Genomic DNA, 17,708 nt, shown 5'->3' with positions numbered 1-17,708 from the left:
TTTTTTAATACATGGGGGGGGGGGGGGGGGGGGCGCCCCCCCCCCCCCCCCGCAACTCAAACGCCCTTTGCCGCCTCGCCCACCCACCATGCCGTGCCGGCTGCGCACGGCATTTTTTTGCCTCGAAATACCAGAGAATAGTTTTGGGTAAGGGAAAACCCGTATAATCCTTTGCAAGAGGTCAGACAACTAGAGGACACCAGTCGTCAAGACCCTGACCTGCGCCGGCCGCGCAGCGTCCACCTTGAAAAGCTTTCCCCTCAGATCCGTGAACCCGACCGCCACTGCCCTGCCGTTCCGCAACGCCCTGTTCGCCATGCTCGGCATCGGCCTCGTCAACATGCTGGTCGCACTCGATCAGACGGTCGTCAGCACCGCGCTGCCTTCCATCGTCGCCGAGTTGCACGACTTCGAGTACTACGCGTGGATCGCCAGTGCGTATCTGCTGGCTTCGGTGGTGACGGTGCCGGTGTTCGGGCGGCTCGGCGACTACTTCGGCCGCAAGCGCTTCGTGATTGCCGCGGTCATCACGTTCACCGTGGCGTCGGTGCTCTGTGGCGTCGCCAACGACATGCTGTTTCTCGTGATCGCGCGCGGCTTGCAAGGCGTCGGCGGCGGGATGATGGTCGGCACGGCGTTCGCTTCCATTCCCGATCTGTTTCCCGATCCGCGCGCGCGAGTGCGCTGGCAAGTGGTGATGGCCGCCGCGTACGGCATCGGCACAGCGGCGGGACCGTCGCTCGGCGGCTGGATGAGCGAACACTGGGGCTGGCGCTCGACCTTCCTGATCAATTTGCCGGTCGGTGCGGCGGCACTCTATTTCATCTGGGCGCATCTGCCGAGCTTTCGCCGTCCGCATGAAGGCGATGTCAAAATCGACTGGCTCGGCGCGGCGTTGGTCGCCGCCGTGCTCGGTGGTCTGCAGGCCTTCATCGAAGCCGTGCCAAAAACCGGCCTGACCGCCGGCAATCTCACGTTGGCCGCTTGCGTGATCGTGGGCACGGCCGCCCTGCTGATCTGCGAGAAGCGCGCCACGCATCCGATCATTCCACTCGATCTGTTCAAGGACCCGCAACTCGTCACGCTGTTCACGCTCGGCATGCTGTCGGGCTTCGTGATGTTCTCGCTGATCTTCTTCGCGCCGCTGCTGCTGCAAGGCGGCTTCGGACTCTCGCCGCAACAGGCCGGCCTGCTCGCCACGCCGATCGCGGCCTGTATCGCGCTTGGCAGTCTGCTGAATACGCGCATCGTGATTCACATGAAAAAGCCGACGCAGATCCTGTCGATCGGCTTCGCGTTGCTGCTGTTCGCGTCGATCGCGCTGGCGTTTGCGAATCCGGAGACGCCGCACATATGGATCGAATTGCCGATGGCCGCGGTCGGCATCGGCCTCGGTTTCATTCTCAACAATTTGAATGTGTTCGGCCAGGAGATCGCTGGGCACGAGCGCTTCGGCATCACCACGGCGCTGCTGCAATCCGCGCGCATGGTGGGCGGCATGCTGGGCACGAGCATCGTCGCAACCGTGGTGCAGCATCATTACCGCGACGTGGTCACGCGCACGATGAGCGTGCTCGGCGAGCCGGCCGCGTCGCAATGGCGGCCTCGCTTCGTCGACCTGCGCATTCTTATCGACGAAGCGTCGCGTCTGAAGCTGATCGCGGATATGAAGCCGTCAGGGCTCAATACGCTCGCGTTGATCGACACGGCGCGCGACGCGCTGGTGCAGTCGATTCATATCGGCGTGTGGCTGACGGCGGTCGCGGCGCTGGCGGCCGCGCTGCTGGTGCAGCGGATCTCGCACGTGGTGTTTCGCAAGGGTTGAACGCATTGGCCGGATTGAGCACATGCCGCGTGGGCCACGTTGCGCTTTTCGGCCGCTGTGATTGCGTTGGGAGCACAGCGGCCAGTCCCAACCGTTAAGACGAACGCCGCACGTGCATGGCTGCGTTGTATTCGCGGAAATCCAGCGCCTGCTTACTGTGCGCCGAGCTTCCTGATCAGCGCATCGAGTTGCGCCATCTCTTCGTCGGTGAGATCGGTGAGCGGTGCGCGGACCGGACCAGCATCGTGGCCCACCAGCTTCGCGCCCGCCTTCACGATACTCACCGCGTAACCCGCGCGACGATTCCGGATCGCCAGATACGGCAGGAAGAATTCGTCGAGCAGCCTGGCTTGCGTTGCATGTTCGTCGGCGGCGACCGCGCGGTAAAACTCCATCGCCGTCTTCGGAATGAAGTTGAACACCGCCGACGAATACACCGGCACGCCCAACGCCTTATAAGCCGCGGCATAAACTTCCGCGGTCGGCAGCCCACCGAGATACGAGAAGCGGTCGCCGAGGCGGCGGCGAATCGTCACCATCGCTTCGATTTCACCCACGCCATCCTTGAAGCCGATCAGGTTCGGGCAGCGGTCCGCGAGACGCTCGAGCATGTCCGCGTTCAGCTTCGAATTTGCCCGGTTGTAGACGATCACGCCGATGTTCGGCACGGACTTGCACACCTGCTCCACGTGCGCCGCGATGCCTTCCTGCGACGCCTCGGTCAGATAATGCGGCATCAGCAGCACACCGCTTGCGCCAAGACGTTCGGCTTCCCGCGCGTAGTCGATCGCCACCCGGGTCGGGCCGCCCGCGCCCGCGAGAATCGGCACCTTGCCCCTGCAGGTGTCGGTCGCTGTGCGGATCACGTTCGTGTAGTCGCTTTTCGTCAGCGAAAAGAATTCGCCCGTGCCGCCTGCGGCGAACAGCGCGGTCGCGCCGTAGGGCGCCAGCCATTCGAGGCGCGCAGCATAGGTATCCGCACGGAAATCGCCGTGCGCGTCGAAGTCGGTCACGGGAAAGGACAGCAGCCCTTCGGAAACGATGGCTTTGAGTTCTTGAGGTGAAGTCATGGCGTGGATGGCGTTTAAGGCTTCAAGTGGGGTGAGCGCGCGCGGTTATCCGCGCCGCCGCCCGGATCATCGTTGGTTTAGCGCACCAGGCACGGGCGCTTGTTATCGAACTTCCAGTTCGGAATCAGATATTGCATGGCCACGCCGTCGTCGCGCGCACCCAGGCCGTGCTGCTGATAAAGCGCGTGCGCCTTCTCGATCTCATCCATGTCGAGTTCGATACCGAGCCCTGCGGCCTGCGGCACCTTGACCTTGCCGCCGACGATCTGCAGCGGCTCGCGCGTCAGACGCTGGCCGTCCTGCCAGATCCAGTGCGTGTCGATCGCCGTGATCTTGCCGGGCGCGGCGGCCGCCACGTGCGTGAACATCGCGAGCGAAATGTCGAAGTGATTGTTCGAGTGCGAACCCCACGTGAGGCCCCAGTCGTTGCACATCTGCGCGACGCGCACCGAGCCCTGCATGGTCCAGAAGTGCGGATCGGCCAGCGGGATATCCACGGACTGCAACTGGATTGCGTGACCCATCTGGCGCCAGTCGGTGGCGATCATGTTGGTCGCCGTCGGCAAGCCGGTCGCGCGGCGGAACTCGGCCATCACCTCGCGGCCCGAATAGCCGTTCTCGGCGCCGCACGGATCTTCCGCGTAGGCCAGCACGTCGTGCTGGTCGCGGCACAGGCGCACCGCTTCCGCCAGCGACCAGGCGCCGTTCGGATCGAGCGTGACGCGGGCCTTTGGGAAACGTTCGGCGAGCGCGGTGACGGCTTCGATCTCGGCGTCGCCGGACAGCACGCCGCCTTTGAGCTTGAAGTCGTTGAAGCCGTAGCGCGCCTGCGCGGCTTCGGCGAGACGCACGACGGCCTCGGGCGTCATGGCTTCTTCGGTGCGCACGCGCTCCCAGTCGTCGCGGCCATCGGCGCCGCTCGCGTATTCCAGGTCGGTCTTCTTGCGATCGCCGATATAGAACAGATAGCCGAGCATTTCCACTTCGTCGCGTTGCTGGCCTTCGCCGAGCAGCGCGGCGACGGGCACGCCGAGATGTTGGCCGAGCAGATCGAGCAGCGCGGCTTCGAGCGCGGTCACCGCGTGAATCGTGGTGCGCAGATCGAAGGTCTGCAAACCGCGGCCGCCGGCGTCGCGGTCGGCGAATTGCGTGCGCGCCTTGTTGAGGACCGCTTGCAGATTGCCGATCGACTGACCGACGACGAGCGGACGCGCGTCGTCGATGGTCTTGCGGATGCTCTCGCCGCCCGGCACTTCACCGACGCCGGTGTGTCCCGCGCTGTCGCGCAGAATGACGATATTGCGCGTGAAGAACGGGCCATGCGCGCCGCTCAGATTGAGCAACATGCTGTCGCGCCCGGCGACAGGCACGACACGTAGTTCAGTAACAACCGGAGTGGCGTTCAGTTCGGAAGATTTCGTGGACATGATGTTGGATCCGATGAGTTAGTGAGCCGGGTGGCGAAATTGGAGGCGCTATGCGATCGCGCTAGACACCGACACCGGACGGAAACTGGAAATTAGATGATGCATGCTGAGCGGTTCTGTCAGTCAGTGTAGTCAGTGGACTTTGTGCTGCAGCGATTCCGGCGGCGCGTCGTGATTCACGCGCCGGTTGCGGGTCAGGAAACCGGCCGCCGCCGCGATCAACGAAGCCACGGCGAGGCCGTACAGACCACCGGTAATCGACCCGGTGTGCTGCTGCAGATAACCGAACGCGGCGGGCGCGAAGAATCCGCCGAGGTTGCCTACCGAGTTGATCAACGCGATCACCGCCGCGGCCACGCGGGCGTCCAGATAGCCTTGCGGGATCGGCCAGAACAGCGAAGCCGCCGCCTTGAAGCCGATCGCCGAGAAACAGATGGCCACGAACGACAACACCGGATTGCCCGAAGTCGAAGCGAACAGCCCGCACGCCGCAATGACGAGCGCCACGGCCAGCCACGCCTGCTGGAAGCGCCATTTCGCCGACAACAACGCGAAGCAGTACATCGCGAACATGGCGATGAGCCAGGGAATCGCGTTGAGCATGCCGACCTGGAAGTCGGAGAGGCCGCCCATTTTGCGGATGATCGTGGGCAGCCAGAAGGTGGCCGCGTAGATGGTCAATTGAATCGCGAAGTACAGAAAGCAGAACAGCAAAATCTGCGGATCCTTCAGCAGCTTCATGGCCGGCAGATGCGCGCCGCCCTGTGCCTCGCGCTCGGCCTGCTCCGCCGCGATCGACGTCTGAAGCACGTTCTGCTCTTCAGTTGTAAGCCAGGAGGCATCGCGAATACGCGACTTCAGCAACATCCAGCTCACCGCGCACAGCACGATCGAAAAGCCGCCTTCGACGAGAAACATCCATTGCCAGCCGTGCAAACCGAAGCCGCGAATGGACAGCAGGCTGCCGGTGATCGGACCGGAGAGAACCGACGCGAGCGCAGAGCCGCCGAGAAAAACCGCCACCGCCTTGCCGCGTTCCTTCTGCGGCAGCCATTGCGTGAAGTAAAAAACCACGCCGGGAAAGAAGCCGGCCTCGGCGACGCCGAGCAGGAATCGCAACACATAGAACGAGGTGTCGTTCCAGACGAACGCCATCGCCGCCGCGACCAGCCCCCACGTGCCCATGATGCGCGTGAGCCAAACGCGCGCGCCGTACTTCTGCATCAACACGTTCGAGGGCACCTCGAACAGCGCGTAGCCGATAAAGAATAGACCGCTCCCAAGGCCGTACGCCGCGGCGCCGATGCCGAGGTCCGTCTGCATGTGGGAATTGACGAAGCCGATGTTCACGCGGTCGATGTAGTTCGCGATGAACATGATCAGAAACAGCGGCAGCACGTGCCGCTTGACCTTGGAGACGGCTGATTCGAGCGGATCGGCGGCGGTGGTGAGAGCAGACGTCAAGATTGTCTCCAGTTTCGGCCGCTCAGGCGGCCTGATCGAGCGCAACGCGGCGCATTCAAACAGGCCGGTCTTCCGTCCCGAAACGCGTGATACGTTGTCTGACGACAGACTACCATGTTTTTATGGGCGATTCCAACGCCGTGTTTACCCTGCTGGTGTGACGCGTAATGCTGCGCCGGCAAGGCAATATCCCCTAATGAAGCCAAACACGTAAAAATTGAACTAAGATGTCTGATGACATTAAAAAACCGCCGCGCTTTTCACCCTGCATGCCGAGCCCGAACCTCGTCTCCACAAACCATCGCAAACGCGAGAATCAAATCGTTCTTATCGGGACAAACGCTATGATGGCTATACCGAGGCGTCACACGCCGCAAATCGCACGCGCACCGTGTGCATCCCCAGCCGAACAATCAACCAGCCACAGAAATGAGCAGCCTAACTGAGAAGGTGGTGGCCACCCTTTCCGATGAAATCCGCCGCGGCGCCCTGAGGCCGGGCGACCGCATCCCCACCGAAGTCGCGATGATGAAGCAGCTCTCGGTGAGCCGCTCCGTGGTGCGCGAGGCGATTTCGCGGCTGCAGGCGGCCAAGGTGGTCGAGACGCGTCACGGCATCGGCACCTTCGTACTGGCGCCGGCCACGGAAAAATCCATGCAGTTGCCCGCCGCCGATCTCTCCAGCATGCTGGACGTGATGGCGATCATCGAATTCCGCATCGACGTCGAAGCCGCCTCCGCCGCGCTCGCCGCGGCGCGGCGCACCGACCAGAACCTCAAGCAGATCCGCGGCGCGCTGGAGCGTTTCGAGTCCGAACTCGAGCGCGGCAGCACCGATACGCTCGCGCACGACATCGAGTTTCATTTGCAGATCGCCCGCGCAAGCGGCAACCGTTATTTCTTCGACGTGCTCAGCCAGCTTGGCCGCGCGGTGAGTCCCCGCACGCGGCTCGGCTCCGCGGAGATCGCGGAACTCGACCATATCGAGCATCTGCGTAACGTGCTCAGCGAGCATCAGATGATTTATCGCGCGATCGAACGGCAAGACCCGGACGACGCGCGCGCCGCCATGCGCATGCACCTGAGCAACAGCCGCGAACGGCTGCGCCGCGCTCACGAGTTGAGCAAAGCGGGCGACTGATTCGCCAGTGAGCGGGCGGCCGCCCGCCGCCCTCCTCTCTTTTTAAAAAATACAATCGTACTGGTTTAGATATAGACCGGGTGGAATGGCGCGACCGCAAGCCTCGGCGCCTGCGTAGCATTGTTAGCGTCAGCGGAATAGTGCATTCATGTCGAGCCGCTTGATGGGTTTAATACGTTCGTCCATATTTCTCCCAGCGCGTGTTGCTGTCCAACCCGACAGCAGCGCGGACCTTGAATCCACTTTGAGATCCATCATGAAACTCACAGGCAACACTATTTTCATCACCGGCGGCGGTTCGGGCATCGGCCGCGGACTCGCTGAAGCGTTCCACAAGCTCGGCAATCAGGTCATCATCGCCGGCCGCCGCAAGGCGAATCTCGAAGAGACGATTGCCGCCAACCCCGGCATGCAGTCGGTCGAACTGGACATCACGGACCCGCAGAGCATCGCCTCGGTCTCGCAACAACTGATCGCGCAGTACCCGTCGCTGAACGTGCTGATCAACAACGCCGGCATCATGCAAATCGACGACCTCAGCAAGCCGGTCGACGACGCGCTGATCGTCTCCACACTCACGACCAACCTGATGGGCCCGATCCGCCTGACGGGCGCGCTCGTCGAGCATCTGAAGCAACAAGGCGACGCGACCATCATCAACGTGTCGTCGGTACTCGGCTTCGTGCCGATGGCCATCGCCGGCGTCTATTCGTCGACCAAGGCCGCGATCCACTCGTACACGCAATCGCTGCGCTTCAAACTGAAGGACACCTCCGTGCGCGTCGTCGAAATCGCGCCGCCGTGGGTGCAGACCGACTTGCTCGACAGCAAGAACGAACCGCGCGCCATGCCGCTTGCGCCGTTCATCGAACAAACCATCCATGAACTCGGCACGGACGCCGACGAAGCCGTCGTCGAGATCGCCCGTCCCATGCGCAACAATCCCGGCCCGAACGAAGCCGCGTTCGTCACGCAGTTCAACGACCAGTTCGCTGGCGTTTGATCAATCGTTGTTTGGGCCGGCCGGAAACAGGTTGTCGTGTTTCTGTCCGGCCTCTTTGCGCGTTTGCGCGCAGGTGGTCCCATGACTGAGAATTCCGCAGTATCCAGCGCCGCGCCGATCCGCGTCGGTATCGTCGGCGTAGGCAACTGGGCGCAACACGGCCACGTGCGCGTGCTGAGCCTATTGCCCCAATACGAATTGACCGCAGTGTTCAGCCAGCGTCGCGAAGCGGCGCAAGGTGTCGCCGAACGTTACGGCCTCAAATACGTGGTCGAGTCGCTCGACGCACTGGTCAAACATCCCGAAGTCGATCTGGTCATCGTTCTGACGACGGCGCCGCAGCACGCAGAAGGCGTGCGCGCCGCGATCGCAGCCGGCAAGGACGTCTACTGCGAGTGGCCGCTGACGCCGAACGTCGCCACCTCGCAGGAACTGATCGATCTCGCGCGTGAGGCGAATGTGCGTCACGTGGTCGGCTTGCAACGGCGACTCGCGCCGCACAACCGCTACGTGCGCGATCTGATCGCGCAAGGCTATGTCGGCAAGCTGCGCTCGGTACGCATTCACGTGAGCATGAATTACTTCCAGGCGCTGCGTTCGCAATCGCTGCGCTGGACCGTCCCGCCGGAAAACTTCTCGAGCGTGATCGCGATCTACGCAGGCCACTTCCTCGACATGCTGTTCGAAGCGACAGGTTGGCCGCACAGCATTGCCGCGCTGAGCGTCAATCAGTTCGAACAGGTGACGATCGCGGAGACCGGCGAAGTCATGCCGACCACGACGCCCGACCAACTCGTGCTCGCCGGTCGCTTGCCGGACGGCGCGGTGCTGTCGGTGCATATCGAAGGCGGCAAGCGCAACGGCTCGGGCGTGCAGATCGACATCACCGGTACGGAAGGCGATCTGCGTATCACGAATCGCTCGGCGTTCGGCAATGTCGGCGACGACTACGTGATCGAAGGCGCGCACGGCAACAACCTGCCGCTCGCGACGCTGCCGGTGCCCGCGTCGTACGACCGGCTGCCGCCATCCGATTTGCCCTCCGCAGTGTTGGAGCTCGCCCAGTTGTACGCCGCCTTCGCCGACGACGTCCGCACCGGCAGCCGCACCGCGCCGACGTTCGAGCATGCAGTCCGTCTGCACAAGCTGCTCGACGCCGCCGTAGAATCATCAGACAGCGGCCGCCATATCGAAGTGAACTGAAGCGGTCCACCCATCAGCCGCCCCGCACTTGTGCATGACACCATGCGGGGCGCCTGTATTGCCAGAGAGCTTCCGACCATGCCGAAACCTTCACACAAAGACACGCTGATCGCCGAGGGCATGCGCGTCATCCACGAATTCGGCTTCAACGGCGCGAGCGTGCGGGACATCGTCAAGGCGGCGGGCGTGCCACATGGCTCGTTCACGAACCACTTCACCTCGAAAGAAGCATTCGGCCTCGAAGTGATCGAACTGTATTTCGAGCGGGCGCGTGGCGAGATGCGCGATACGCTGCTCAACGACGAACTGAAACCGCTGTATCGGCTCGGCAAATACATCGACGTCCATATCCGGCTCATCAGTCAGAACGATTCGCGCAATGGCTGCCTGCTCGGCAACTTCGCCGCCGACTCGAGCGACAGCGAAGCGATCCGCGCGCGGCTCAATGCGATTTTCGCCGAAATCGAAAAGTCCGTTCTCTATTGCCTGCGGGCCGCCGTCGCGGCGCGCGAAGTGCGAGCCGATACGAATTGCGAGCAACTCGCCACGTTCATCGTGTCGTCCATGCAAGGCGCGTTTCTGCTCGCCAAAGCGCAGCGCGATCCGGCGCCGGTCGTCAATCTGAAGGAAGTGCTGTTTTCCAGCGTTTTGCAGCGGGCCTGATAAGGAGCTCCCGATGACGCAGCCCAATCAAGCTGGCCCTCCCGCCGCAAACACGGCGAGTTCACCGGCACCGCCTGCCGCCGCCGAAAGCGGCGCCTCGCCAGGCGCGATGGACCGGTTCGGCTCGCTCAACGTGTTCGTGCGCGCCGCCGAAACCCGCAGCTTCACTGAAGCGGGCCGCCAGTTGGGCATTTCGTCGTCGGCGGTCGGCAAGGCGATCTCGCGGCTCGAAGGACGGCTCGGCGTGCGCCTCTTTCATCGCAGCACGCGCAGTATCGCGTTGACGCCCGAGGGCGCGACCTTTCTGACGCGCTGCCAGCGCATCATCGGAGAAATCGAGGCGGCCGAGAACGAACTGGCGCTCGCCAATGCCGCGCCACGCGGACTGCTGCGCGTCAGCATGCCGATGGTGAGCACGCTGATGATGCCGGTGATCGCCGCTTTCATGAAGACGTACCCGGACATTGTGCTCGATATCGACTTCTCCGACCGCATGGTCGATGTGATCGAGGAAGGCTTCGACGTCGTCACTCGCACCGGCGATGCGCTCGACTCCACGCTCGTCACGCGCACCATGGGCACGTACCGGCATGTGATCGTCGGCTCGCCGGCCTACTTCGCGCAACGCGGCGTGCCTGGCGAACCCGAACAACTGCGCGACCACGCGTGCCTTCAACATCGGTTTCCGACCACCAACAAACTGCGCCGCTGGCCGTTGATCCGCGACGGCGAGATGCTGAACATCGACCTTCCGACGACGGCCATCGCCACCGCCGTCGAGCCTTTGACCATGCTTGCCGAACAGGACCTGGGCCTTGCCTGCGTGCCCGACTTCACGATACGCGCGCAGCTCGCGCGAGGCTCGCTGGTTGCCGTACTGCAAACGTACACGGATACGCCGACCGTATTTCGCGCGTTGTGGCCGTCCGGGCGTCAGATCTCGCCTAAAGCGCGGGTCTTCGTCGATTACTTGAGCGAGCATCTGTTTCCGGTTTCCGCTGCGGCGGCGCGGGCTGCTGGCCGCGCTTGAGTGTGATGCTGTCGGCGCTCGGGACTTTTCAACGTGTATCGGCCCGCACGAAAAAGCCGGCGTGTTCAGCAACACACTGAACACGCCGGCTTCCACAACATCTGCATCGACCATCAACGATGCTTATGCGCTCACTGTCTCTTCTTCATAAAACGGATAGTCCGTGTAGCCCACTTCCGTGCCGCCAAAGAACGTCGGCCGGTCGTACGTATTGAGCGGCAGCTTGCGGCGCAACCGTTCCGGCAGATCCGGATTGGCGATGAAATCGCGGCCGAACGCGACGAGATCGGCATCGCCGTCGGCGAGGATCGCTTCCGCCGAATCGCGCTTGAAACCACCCGCGGCGATGATCGTCCCCGCGTAGTGCTGGCGGATCGTCTGCGCGGCGACCGGCTCCGGATTGCGGCTTTCATCTTCGACATTGCCGGCGATACGCGGCTCGATCAGATGCAGATACGCGAGATCGAGCCTGGCCAGTTCGGCCGCGACGTAGCTAAAGAGGCCGACCGGATCGCTATCCGACATATCGCCCCACGAACCGCTCGGTCCGAGACGCACCGCAACCTTGTTGCTGCCCCATACGGAAATCACCGCACGGGTGGCTTCCATCAACAGGCGCGCGCGATTTTCGAACGAACCGCCGTAGGCATCCGTGCGCTTGTTGCTGCCGTCTTGAAGGAACTGATCGAAGAGATAGCCATTCGCGGCGTGCAATTCAACGCCGTCGAAGCCTGCCTTCACGCCACGTTCAGCGGCCGTGCGGAAACTCTCCACGATTGCGGCGATCTCGTCGATCTCCAGCGCGCGGTTCGGCGTGTTCGGAATCCAGCCGGCCCTGGTATAAGCGACGCCGCCGTGCAGCACTTCCGACGGGCCCACCGGCCGGCGTCCTTCGGGCTGCAACTCGGCGTTCGACTGACGTCCTGCGTGATACAGCTGCAGGAAAATCTTGCCGCCCTTCGCGTGCACCGCGTCGGTGACTTCGCGCCAGCCGGCGATCTGGCCGTCGTCGTAAAGGCCGGGAGCGCCGAGGTAACCGTTCCCGTCGGGCGCGGCGATCGTCGCCTCGCCGATCAGCAATGCACCTGCGGACGTGCGCTGCGCATAATACTCGGCCATCAGACGACCGGGGCGCGCGCCGTCTTCGGCACGCATGCGGGTCAGCGGTGCGAGGACGACGCGGTGCGCGAGTTCATAAGGTCCTACTTTGACTGAGGTGAAGAGCTTGCTCATGAGGTTCTTTTCTCTTGAAGTTGATCCGGTGAATGATTGCCGCCGAGCGTTGCGTACGCTGTCTGGCGTTGAATGACAATCTATAGGCGCGGGTCGTTAAGAAAAACGGGCCACGGCTCCGAAGACTTGGGAGCCTGCAGTCCGCAATGCGCCGAAACCCTTGCGCCTGCTGGACTGCACAGCCATCACCGATTGTTTCGATGGCGCAGCAACTGTGTTTCAACAGCGCGCCGGCTATTTGTCGAGCACGTCCTTCAGGCTCGCGTGGCGCGTGCTGAACGTCATCATCACGAGCAGGCTCAGCACCGCGAGTGCGCCGCCGAAGTGCATCGTCGAGGCGATGCTGAGATGATCGACCACCGCGCCGCCCGTCAGCGAGCCGAGCGCGATCGAGGTCTGCACGGTGCTGACGAACATCGACGAACCCGCTTCAGGGCGATCCGGCGAAGTCCATTGCATCCAGATGCTCAGGCTCAGCGGGATCGCGCCGTACGCGATGCCCCACACCATCACCGCCGCGATCACGCCGACACGGGACACCTGCAGCATCGGCAAGGCGAACAAGGCGAGCGTCATCAGCGCGCCCAACATCAGCAGCGAGACCTTGAGATGGCGCGTCACCAAAGCGGAAACCGCGAAATTCGCAGCGAAGCCGACGACGCCGAAACCGAGCAACACGGCCGTCACCCACGACGGACCGAACGCCGCATTGCGCTCGAGAAACGGCGCGATATACGTATAGGCCGCGAAGTGCGCGCCGAATAGCAACGCGACCAGCAACAGACTCCGGCGCACGTTCGAGCGTGCCAGCATGGCGCGGAAGTCGTCCGGTCGAATCGCCGCCTTGGGCGGCAGCGAAGGCAGGAACACGGCCTGCGCGGCCAACGCGACGGCCGCGAGCACCGAGGTCGCGAGGAACGCCATGCGCCACGAACTCAGGTCGGCGATCAAGGTGCCGAGCGGCACGCCGATCACCGTCGCCAGCGTGATGCCCATAAAAATCGTCGCGCTCGCACGCGCGGCCTGCTCTTCGCGCACGAGTTGCCCTGATGCGCCGAGCGCGACGGTCCAGAACCCGCCGAGGCTCGCACCCAGCAATGCGCGGCCCACCAGCATCACGGCGAAGCTCGGCGCAAGTGCCGAGATCACGTTCGATGCGACCAGCAGCACAGCCAGCAGCAACAGGATCAAACGGCGGTTGATGCGCCCCGCGGCCAGCAGCAGCAGCGGCGCCGAGATCGCGGCGATGATGCCCGGCGTCGTCACCATCAGTCCTGCCGTGCCGGGCGTGACGCCGAGTTCGTGCGCGATCTGCGGCAACAAGCCGACAGGCATGTATTCCGTGGCGACGAAAGCGAATGAGCCGACAGCGACGGATAAAACCGCGGCCCAAGACGGTCCGCGCGTGGCCGCCACCACAGTCGGCATGAGCGGCGCGCCGTCGCTAGCGAGTGCCGGTCTCGCGGACGATCCGGCAAGTTGATTGGCATCCATGGATGTTCTCCGATTCAGACATTGAAATTGAGGGGACTGCGTCCTGAACGGAGAGTAGGAGGATCGATGGGGAATGTGGCTCCCCTTCACCGCGACAGACGGGCGACGCGATATCATCGGAACGCGACGGATCGCGCGAAGCCGCTCATCCACATTGCACACACCCGTTGGGGAGGATCTCGACTTGGCGCTCGGCAACATCAACGACATCGCGACCTTCGTCACCGTGGTCAAGGCGGGCAGCTTTACGTCGGCGGGGCAGCAGCTCGGTATCACGCGCTCGGCGGTCGGCAAGATCATTGCCCGACTCGAGGCGCGCTTGCAGGTGCGTCTGCTGCATCGAACGCCGCATAGTCTGGGACTCACGGACGACGGCTCCGTGTTTTACGCGCGTTGCACGCAGATTCTCGAAGACCTCGAAGAGACCGAGACGGCCATGGCGGTGCGCAGCGGGACGCCGGCAGGCACGTTACGCATCAGCCTGCCGATTGCGCTCGGTCACCGTCAGGTGTTGCCGATCATCGCGTCGTTTCTCGAACGCTGGCCCACGGTCAGCGCCGAGGTCAGCTTCACGGACCGCTTCGTCGATCTCGTCGACGAGGGGATCGACGTCGCCATCCGCGTCGGCGAACCGAAACCGGACTCGCGGCTCATCGCCCGCACAGTGGCCACGCAAAAGCTGATCACGTGTGCGTCGCCGGCTTATCTGGCGAAGCGCGGCGCGCCTGTCTCGCCGCTCGATCTCGCGCACCACGAGTGCCTGCAATTCGTCAGCGCGGGACGTCCGCAACCGTGGCAGTTCGCCGGCGTCGAGCAACAGGTCGTGGAGACGGGTGGAAGATTGAAAATGGACAGCGCCGAGGCGTTGATCGGCGCGGCGGTGAATGGCGTGGGCATCATCAATCTGCCCAACTATCTGGTTGCAAGCGAGATCCGTGACGGCCGCTTGCAACCGCTGCTGCAATCGTTCGCAGCGGAGCCGCTGCCGATTCGCGCGATCTATCCGACGCGCCGGCATCTGACGCCGAAGGTGCGGCTTTTCATCGATGAATTGATCGAGGCGTGGCAGCCGGTGCCGCCTTGGGAAGAAGCGGACGCCTGAAGGCGGCCGCAAACGTATAAGCGCACTACGAAGCAGGCGCCTCGACATCGAGATCCATCAACGCCGAACTCAGCGACTTGCCGTGCGCATCGAGTGCGAGCGAACGCGTCACGCCGCCGCCGAGCGCATTGCCAAGCACGAAGTTGAACGCCGCAATGTCGGGCAGATCGTAGCGCACCACCTCGCCCTGCACAACATCACGCAGATGCGCTTTGACCCGTTCCGGCGTCAGCACCGTGCGTAGATGTTCGTAATTCTTCATGTCATAGCAGATCACCGAGATGTTCAGCGTATTGCCTTTGTCGCCGGTACGCGAATGAGCCAGTTCACGTAATTTCATCTCACGCCTCCACCATCGAAAACGCCGGCGCCACATGCTCGCGCGGCAGCAAAACCGATTGCACCGCGACGATTTCGCGCGCCGACTTCGTGACGCCGCCTCCGCCTGCCGGACCATTGGTGTAGAGCGTCTCCACCTCGTTACCGATCTGCACCGCTTGCGCGAGCGAGGCCGTGCGCCCCGCCACTCGCGCACGCACTTCATAAGGTTCGGCATAACCGCCGGCCGCCGTTTCGCCATGCAATGCGTTCACGCCGATCAGATCGAAGCACAATTCACGCGTCTGCACGCCGGTCAGCGTGAGCCGTTCCCGCACGATAGCCAGTGCGAGCCGCGCGCGCGCCAACGCACCGGGACCGCCGTAGGAAATTTGCCCTTCACCGATATAACCATCGAAATAAGCAACCGACACCTTCAGCGTATCCGTACGCGACGTGCCTCGCCCGCCGCTCACGCGAACGCGATCCGGCGCTTCCTGCGCGACACGCACGTGTGAGAAATCCGCGACCACGTCCGGTTGCAAATAGCGCTGCGGGTCGTGAATCTCGTACAGCAGTTGTTCCTTGCAGGTCGCCTCGGTGACGCGTCCGCCGGCTTGCGCGAGCTTGGTGATGACCACCGCGCCGTCCGGCCCGACTTCGGCAATCGGAAAGCCGAGCCTCGCCAGTTCAGGAACATCCTTGAAGCCCGGATCCGCGAAATAGCCGCCGGTGATTTGCCCCGCGCATTCGAGCAGATGGCCGATCACCGTCGCCTGACCGAGCGTCTGCCAGTCGTCCATGCGCCAGCCGAATTCGTGAATCAGCGGCGCGACGAACAACGACGGATCGGCTACGCGTCCGGTCAATACGATCTGCGCGCCGGCCGCGAGCGCATCGACGATCGCGCTCGCGCCGAGATACGCGTTCGCGGACACGAGCCGGTCCTTGCAGTCCGACACACGTTCTCCGGATTCCACGAAGCAGAAATCGCCCTGGCGAACGACGTCGAGCACATCGTCGCCGGTGACCGCTGCGATCTTCACGTCGCCGAGACCGAGCGAGCGCGCGATCTCCGCGGTCTTGCGCGCCGCCGCGAGCGGATTTGCGGCACCCATGTTTGAAATGATCCGCACGCCGTTGCGCAACGCGGCCGGCAGCACCGCTTTCATGCGCGCTTCGAGCAACGGGTCGTAGCCAAGTTCAGGGTCCTTGCTGCGCGCCTGCTGCGCGATCGCAATCGTGCGTTCGGCAAGGCACTCGAAGACGAGGTAATCGAGCGCACCGTGTTCCGCCAGTTCGACGGCGGGTTCGATACGGTCGCCGGAATACCCCGCGCCCGCGCCGATGCGCACGGTCCGTTGAGATTGAGTGGCTGTCATGCTGGTCACATCCGTTCAGTGAGGCTCACAGTGAGAATATCCCCAGCGCGACGCAGGCAATCGTCATGACGATCGACGCGCCGAACAGCAACGGGAACGTGAATTTCTGATGGTCGGCGAGATCGATGCCGCACAAGCCGACCACAAGGAAAGTGGCCGGTGTCAGCGGGCTGACCGGAAAGCCGGTCGTCATCTGACCGAGCAAGGCGGCCTGGCCGACATGCACGGCGGGCACGCCGAGTTGGCCGGCTACTTCGGCGATCACCGGCAGCACGCCGAAGTAAAACGAGTCGGGGTCGAACAACATGCTGAGCGGCATCGACAGCAAGCCGAGCGCGACGGGAATATGGCTGGCCATCGCGGGCGGCACGAAACCGACCGCCGCCTGCGCCATCGCCTTCAGCATGCCGCTGCCTTGCAGCACACCGGTGAACACGCCGGCCGCGAGCAGAATGCCGGCCATCATCAACGCGGCACGAGCATGCGCGTCGATCCGTTTGCGCTGCATGTCGACGTTCGGATAGTTCACCATCAGCGCGATACACAGGCCGACCATGAACATGATCGCCGGCGGAATCTTCTCGCCCATCACGACCATCGTGCCGAGCACCACCAGCGTCAGCACGATGTTGAACCAGAAGTTCTTCGGCCGGCGCAGCGCCTGTTCTTCGGGTGTCAGTTCGCGTTTGGGCATGGGCACCGACCCGCTCGCGGCCGTGAGGCCGAGCCGTTTTTCCTCGCGCCGCCCGAGCCAGAACGCCATGCCGAACACGAACACGAGGCCGATCGCCTGCACGGGAATCAGCGGATTGAACAGCGCCGAGATCGGTAGATGCAGCGAGGCGGAGGCGCGAATCATCGGCCCCGTCCACGGCAGAAAGTTGATGCCGGCCGCCATCGAAACCGCTGCGGCCAGCACGCGCCGGTCCATCTTCAGGCGATCGTAGAGCGGCAGCATGGCGGGAATCGTGACCAGGAAGCAGACGGCGCCGGAGCCGTCCAGATGGATCAGCAATGCGAGCAGCGTGGTGCCCATCACGATCCGCGTGGGCCGTGTACCGACGGCGCGCAGAATGCGGTCGATGATCGGATCGAGCGTGCCCGCGTCGGTGATGGTGCCGAAGTAAAGAATCGCGAACACGAACATGCCGACGACCGGCGCGAGACTCTTGAGCCCGTCGATCACGAACTTGCTGGTCTGAAAGCCGAAGCCGCCGATGAGCGACGCCGCGATCGGCACGATGATCAGCGCCACCAGCGGCGACATGCGTTTCGACAGAATCGCGCCGAGCAACACGACGATGGTAGCGAGCCCCAGTAATGGCAGCATGCGCTTGTCTCCGAGATTGTTTTT

15 protein-coding genes are annotated in these 17,708 nt (G+C 63.4%); 7 read left to right on the top strand and 8 right to left on the bottom strand.

Features of this window, described 5'->3' with window-relative positions:
* The first annotated feature begins 316 nt into the window (after positions 1-316).
* Positions 317-1,825 carry an MFS transporter gene (locus tag PQR32_RS30690; RefSeq protein ID WP_408235993.1) on the top strand — a complete coding sequence of 503 codons (1,509 nt, stop codon included), beginning with the start codon at positions 317-319 and terminating at the stop codon, positions 1,823-1,825.
* Between the two features lie 152 nt (positions 1,826-1,977).
* On the opposite strand, the gene kdgD is transcribed toward PQR32_RS30690, so the two are convergent.
* The 3 genes from kdgD to PQR32_RS30675 form a co-directional block, all read right to left on the bottom strand.
* On the bottom strand, positions 1,978-2,895 hold the full coding sequence (gene kdgD, locus PQR32_RS30685; protein ID WP_408235981.1) for a 5-dehydro-4-deoxyglucarate dehydratase: 918 nt from the start codon (positions 2,893-2,895) through the stop codon (positions 1,978-1,980).
* Between the two features lie 77 nt (positions 2,896-2,972).
* Positions 2,973-4,322 (bottom strand): glucarate dehydratase, encoded by a 1,350-nt coding sequence (gudD, locus tag PQR32_RS30680; protein WP_408235978.1) that lies wholly within the window; start codon positions 4,320-4,322, stop codon positions 2,973-2,975.
* 132 nt (positions 4,323-4,454) lie between these two features.
* Positions 4,455-5,786 carry an MFS transporter gene (locus tag PQR32_RS30675; protein ID WP_408235975.1) on the bottom strand — a complete coding sequence of 444 codons (1,332 nt, stop codon included), beginning with the start codon at positions 5,784-5,786 and terminating at the stop codon, positions 4,455-4,457.
* Positions 5,787-6,215: 429 nt separating this feature from the next.
* Here PQR32_RS30675 and PQR32_RS30670 point away from each other — a divergent pair, with 429 nt between their 5' ends.
* The 5 genes from PQR32_RS30670 to PQR32_RS30650 all read left to right on the top strand — a co-directional run bounded on the left by PQR32_RS30670 (position 6,216) and on the right by PQR32_RS30650 (position 10,825).
* Positions 6,216-6,926: a FadR/GntR family transcriptional regulator gene (locus tag PQR32_RS30670; RefSeq protein WP_408235972.1), complete on the top strand. Its 711-nt coding sequence runs from the start codon at positions 6,216-6,218 to the stop codon at positions 6,924-6,926.
* A gap of 256 nt (positions 6,927-7,182) precedes the next feature.
* The gene (locus PQR32_RS30665) at positions 7,183-7,929 is read left to right on the top strand and encodes an SDR family oxidoreductase (RefSeq protein WP_408235969.1); all 747 of its coding nucleotides are present in this window, start codon (positions 7,183-7,185) and stop codon (positions 7,927-7,929) included.
* Positions 7,930-8,010: 81 nt separating this feature from the next.
* Positions 8,011-9,132, top strand: a complete 1,122-nt coding sequence (locus PQR32_RS30660; protein WP_408235966.1) for a Gfo/Idh/MocA family protein — start codon at positions 8,011-8,013, stop codon at positions 9,130-9,132.
* A 78-nt stretch (positions 9,133-9,210) separates the two neighbouring features.
* Positions 9,211-9,795 carry a TetR/AcrR family transcriptional regulator gene (locus tag PQR32_RS30655; protein ID WP_408235963.1) on the top strand — a complete coding sequence of 195 codons (585 nt, stop codon included), beginning with the start codon at positions 9,211-9,213 and terminating at the stop codon, positions 9,793-9,795.
* Positions 9,796-9,904: 109 nt separating this feature from the next.
* Positions 9,905-10,825, top strand: a complete 921-nt coding sequence (locus tag PQR32_RS30650) for a LysR family transcriptional regulator (protein ID WP_408235990.1) — start codon at positions 9,905-9,907, stop codon at positions 10,823-10,825.
* Positions 10,826-10,948: 123 nt separating this feature from the next.
* On the opposite strand, the gene PQR32_RS30645 is transcribed toward PQR32_RS30650, so the two are convergent.
* Both PQR32_RS30645 and PQR32_RS30640 read right to left on the bottom strand, forming a co-directional pair.
* Positions 10,949-12,058, bottom strand: coding sequence for an alkene reductase (locus tag PQR32_RS30645; RefSeq protein WP_408235960.1), 1,110 nt, complete (start codon positions 12,056-12,058; stop codon positions 10,949-10,951).
* Positions 12,059-12,292: 234 nt separating this feature from the next.
* Complete coding sequence (locus tag PQR32_RS30640; protein WP_408235957.1) at positions 12,293-13,552, bottom strand: MFS transporter; 1,260 nt, start codon at positions 13,550-13,552, stop codon at positions 12,293-12,295.
* 184 nt (positions 13,553-13,736) lie between these two features.
* Here PQR32_RS30640 and PQR32_RS30635 point away from each other — a divergent pair, with 184 nt between their 5' ends.
* A complete protein-coding gene (locus PQR32_RS30635) occupies positions 13,737-14,654 on the top strand; it encodes a LysR family transcriptional regulator (RefSeq protein ID WP_408235954.1) in 918 nt (305 codons plus the stop codon).
* Between the two features lie 25 nt (positions 14,655-14,679).
* Here the strand turns inward: PQR32_RS30635 and PQR32_RS30630 are convergent, their stop codons facing one another.
* From PQR32_RS30630 to PQR32_RS30620, 3 genes are read right to left on the bottom strand one after another with little or no spacing between them, the layout of a single operon-like run.
* Positions 14,680-14,994 carry an AtuA-related protein gene (locus PQR32_RS30630; protein WP_408235951.1) on the bottom strand — a complete coding sequence of 105 codons (315 nt, stop codon included), beginning with the start codon at positions 14,992-14,994 and terminating at the stop codon, positions 14,680-14,682.
* Position 14,995: 1 nt separating this feature from the next.
* Positions 14,996-16,354 (bottom strand): acyclic terpene utilization AtuA family protein, encoded by a 1,359-nt coding sequence (locus PQR32_RS30625; protein ID WP_408235948.1) that lies wholly within the window; start codon positions 16,352-16,354, stop codon positions 14,996-14,998.
* 25 nt (positions 16,355-16,379) lie between these two features.
* Positions 16,380-17,684 (bottom strand): CitMHS family transporter, encoded by a 1,305-nt coding sequence (locus PQR32_RS30620; protein ID WP_408235945.1) that lies wholly within the window; start codon positions 17,682-17,684, stop codon positions 16,380-16,382.
* Between the last annotated feature and the right edge of the window lie 24 nt (positions 17,685-17,708).

The organism is Paraburkholderia dipogonis (assembly GCF_046027395.1).
Classification (GTDB): Bacteria; Pseudomonadota; Gammaproteobacteria; order Burkholderiales; family Burkholderiaceae; genus Paraburkholderia; species Paraburkholderia dipogonis_A.
The sequence above is the reverse complement of the archived record's forward strand: the minus strand, read 5'-3'. Positions and strand labels throughout refer to the sequence as shown.

Excerpts from the sequence above, each read along its gene's own strand:
- PQR32_RS30650 (WP_408235990.1), top strand. The coding sequence starts at position 9,905 with ATGGACCGGTTCGGCTCGCTCAACGTGTTCGTGCGCGCCGCCGAAACC.
- PQR32_RS30660 (WP_408235966.1), top strand. The coding sequence starts at position 8,011 with ATGACTGAGAATTCCGCAGTATCCAGCGCCGCGCCGATCCGCGTCGGT.
- PQR32_RS30690 (WP_408235993.1), top strand. The coding sequence starts at position 317 with ATGCTCGGCATCGGCCTCGTCAACATGCTGGTCGCACTCGATCAGACG.
- PQR32_RS30625 (WP_408235948.1), bottom strand. The coding sequence starts at position 16,354 with ATGACAGCCACTCAATCTCAACGGACCGTGCGCATCGGCGCGGGCGCG.
- PQR32_RS30640 (WP_408235957.1), bottom strand. The coding sequence starts at position 13,552 with ATGGATGCCAATCAACTTGCCGGATCGTCCGCGAGACCGGCACTCGCT.
- PQR32_RS30655 (WP_408235963.1), top strand. The coding sequence starts at position 9,211 with ATGCCGAAACCTTCACACAAAGACACGCTGATCGCCGAGGGCATGCGC.
- PQR32_RS30630 (WP_408235951.1), bottom strand. The coding sequence starts at position 14,994 with ATGAAATTACGTGAACTGGCTCATTCGCGTACCGGCGACAAAGGCAAT.
- kdgD (WP_408235981.1), bottom strand. The coding sequence starts at position 2,895 with ATGACTTCACCTCAAGAACTCAAAGCCATCGTTTCCGAAGGGCTGCTG.
- PQR32_RS30665 (WP_408235969.1), top strand. The coding sequence starts at position 7,183 with ATGAAACTCACAGGCAACACTATTTTCATCACCGGCGGCGGTTCGGGC.
- PQR32_RS30670 (WP_408235972.1), top strand. The coding sequence starts at position 6,216 with ATGAGCAGCCTAACTGAGAAGGTGGTGGCCACCCTTTCCGATGAAATC.
- PQR32_RS30645 (WP_408235960.1), bottom strand. The coding sequence starts at position 12,058 with ATGAGCAAGCTCTTCACCTCAGTCAAAGTAGGACCTTATGAACTCGCG.
- gudD (WP_408235978.1), bottom strand. The coding sequence starts at position 4,322 with ATGTCCACGAAATCTTCCGAACTGAACGCCACTCCGGTTGTTACTGAA.
- PQR32_RS30620 (WP_408235945.1), bottom strand. The coding sequence starts at position 17,684 with ATGCTGCCATTACTGGGGCTCGCTACCATCGTCGTGTTGCTCGGCGCG.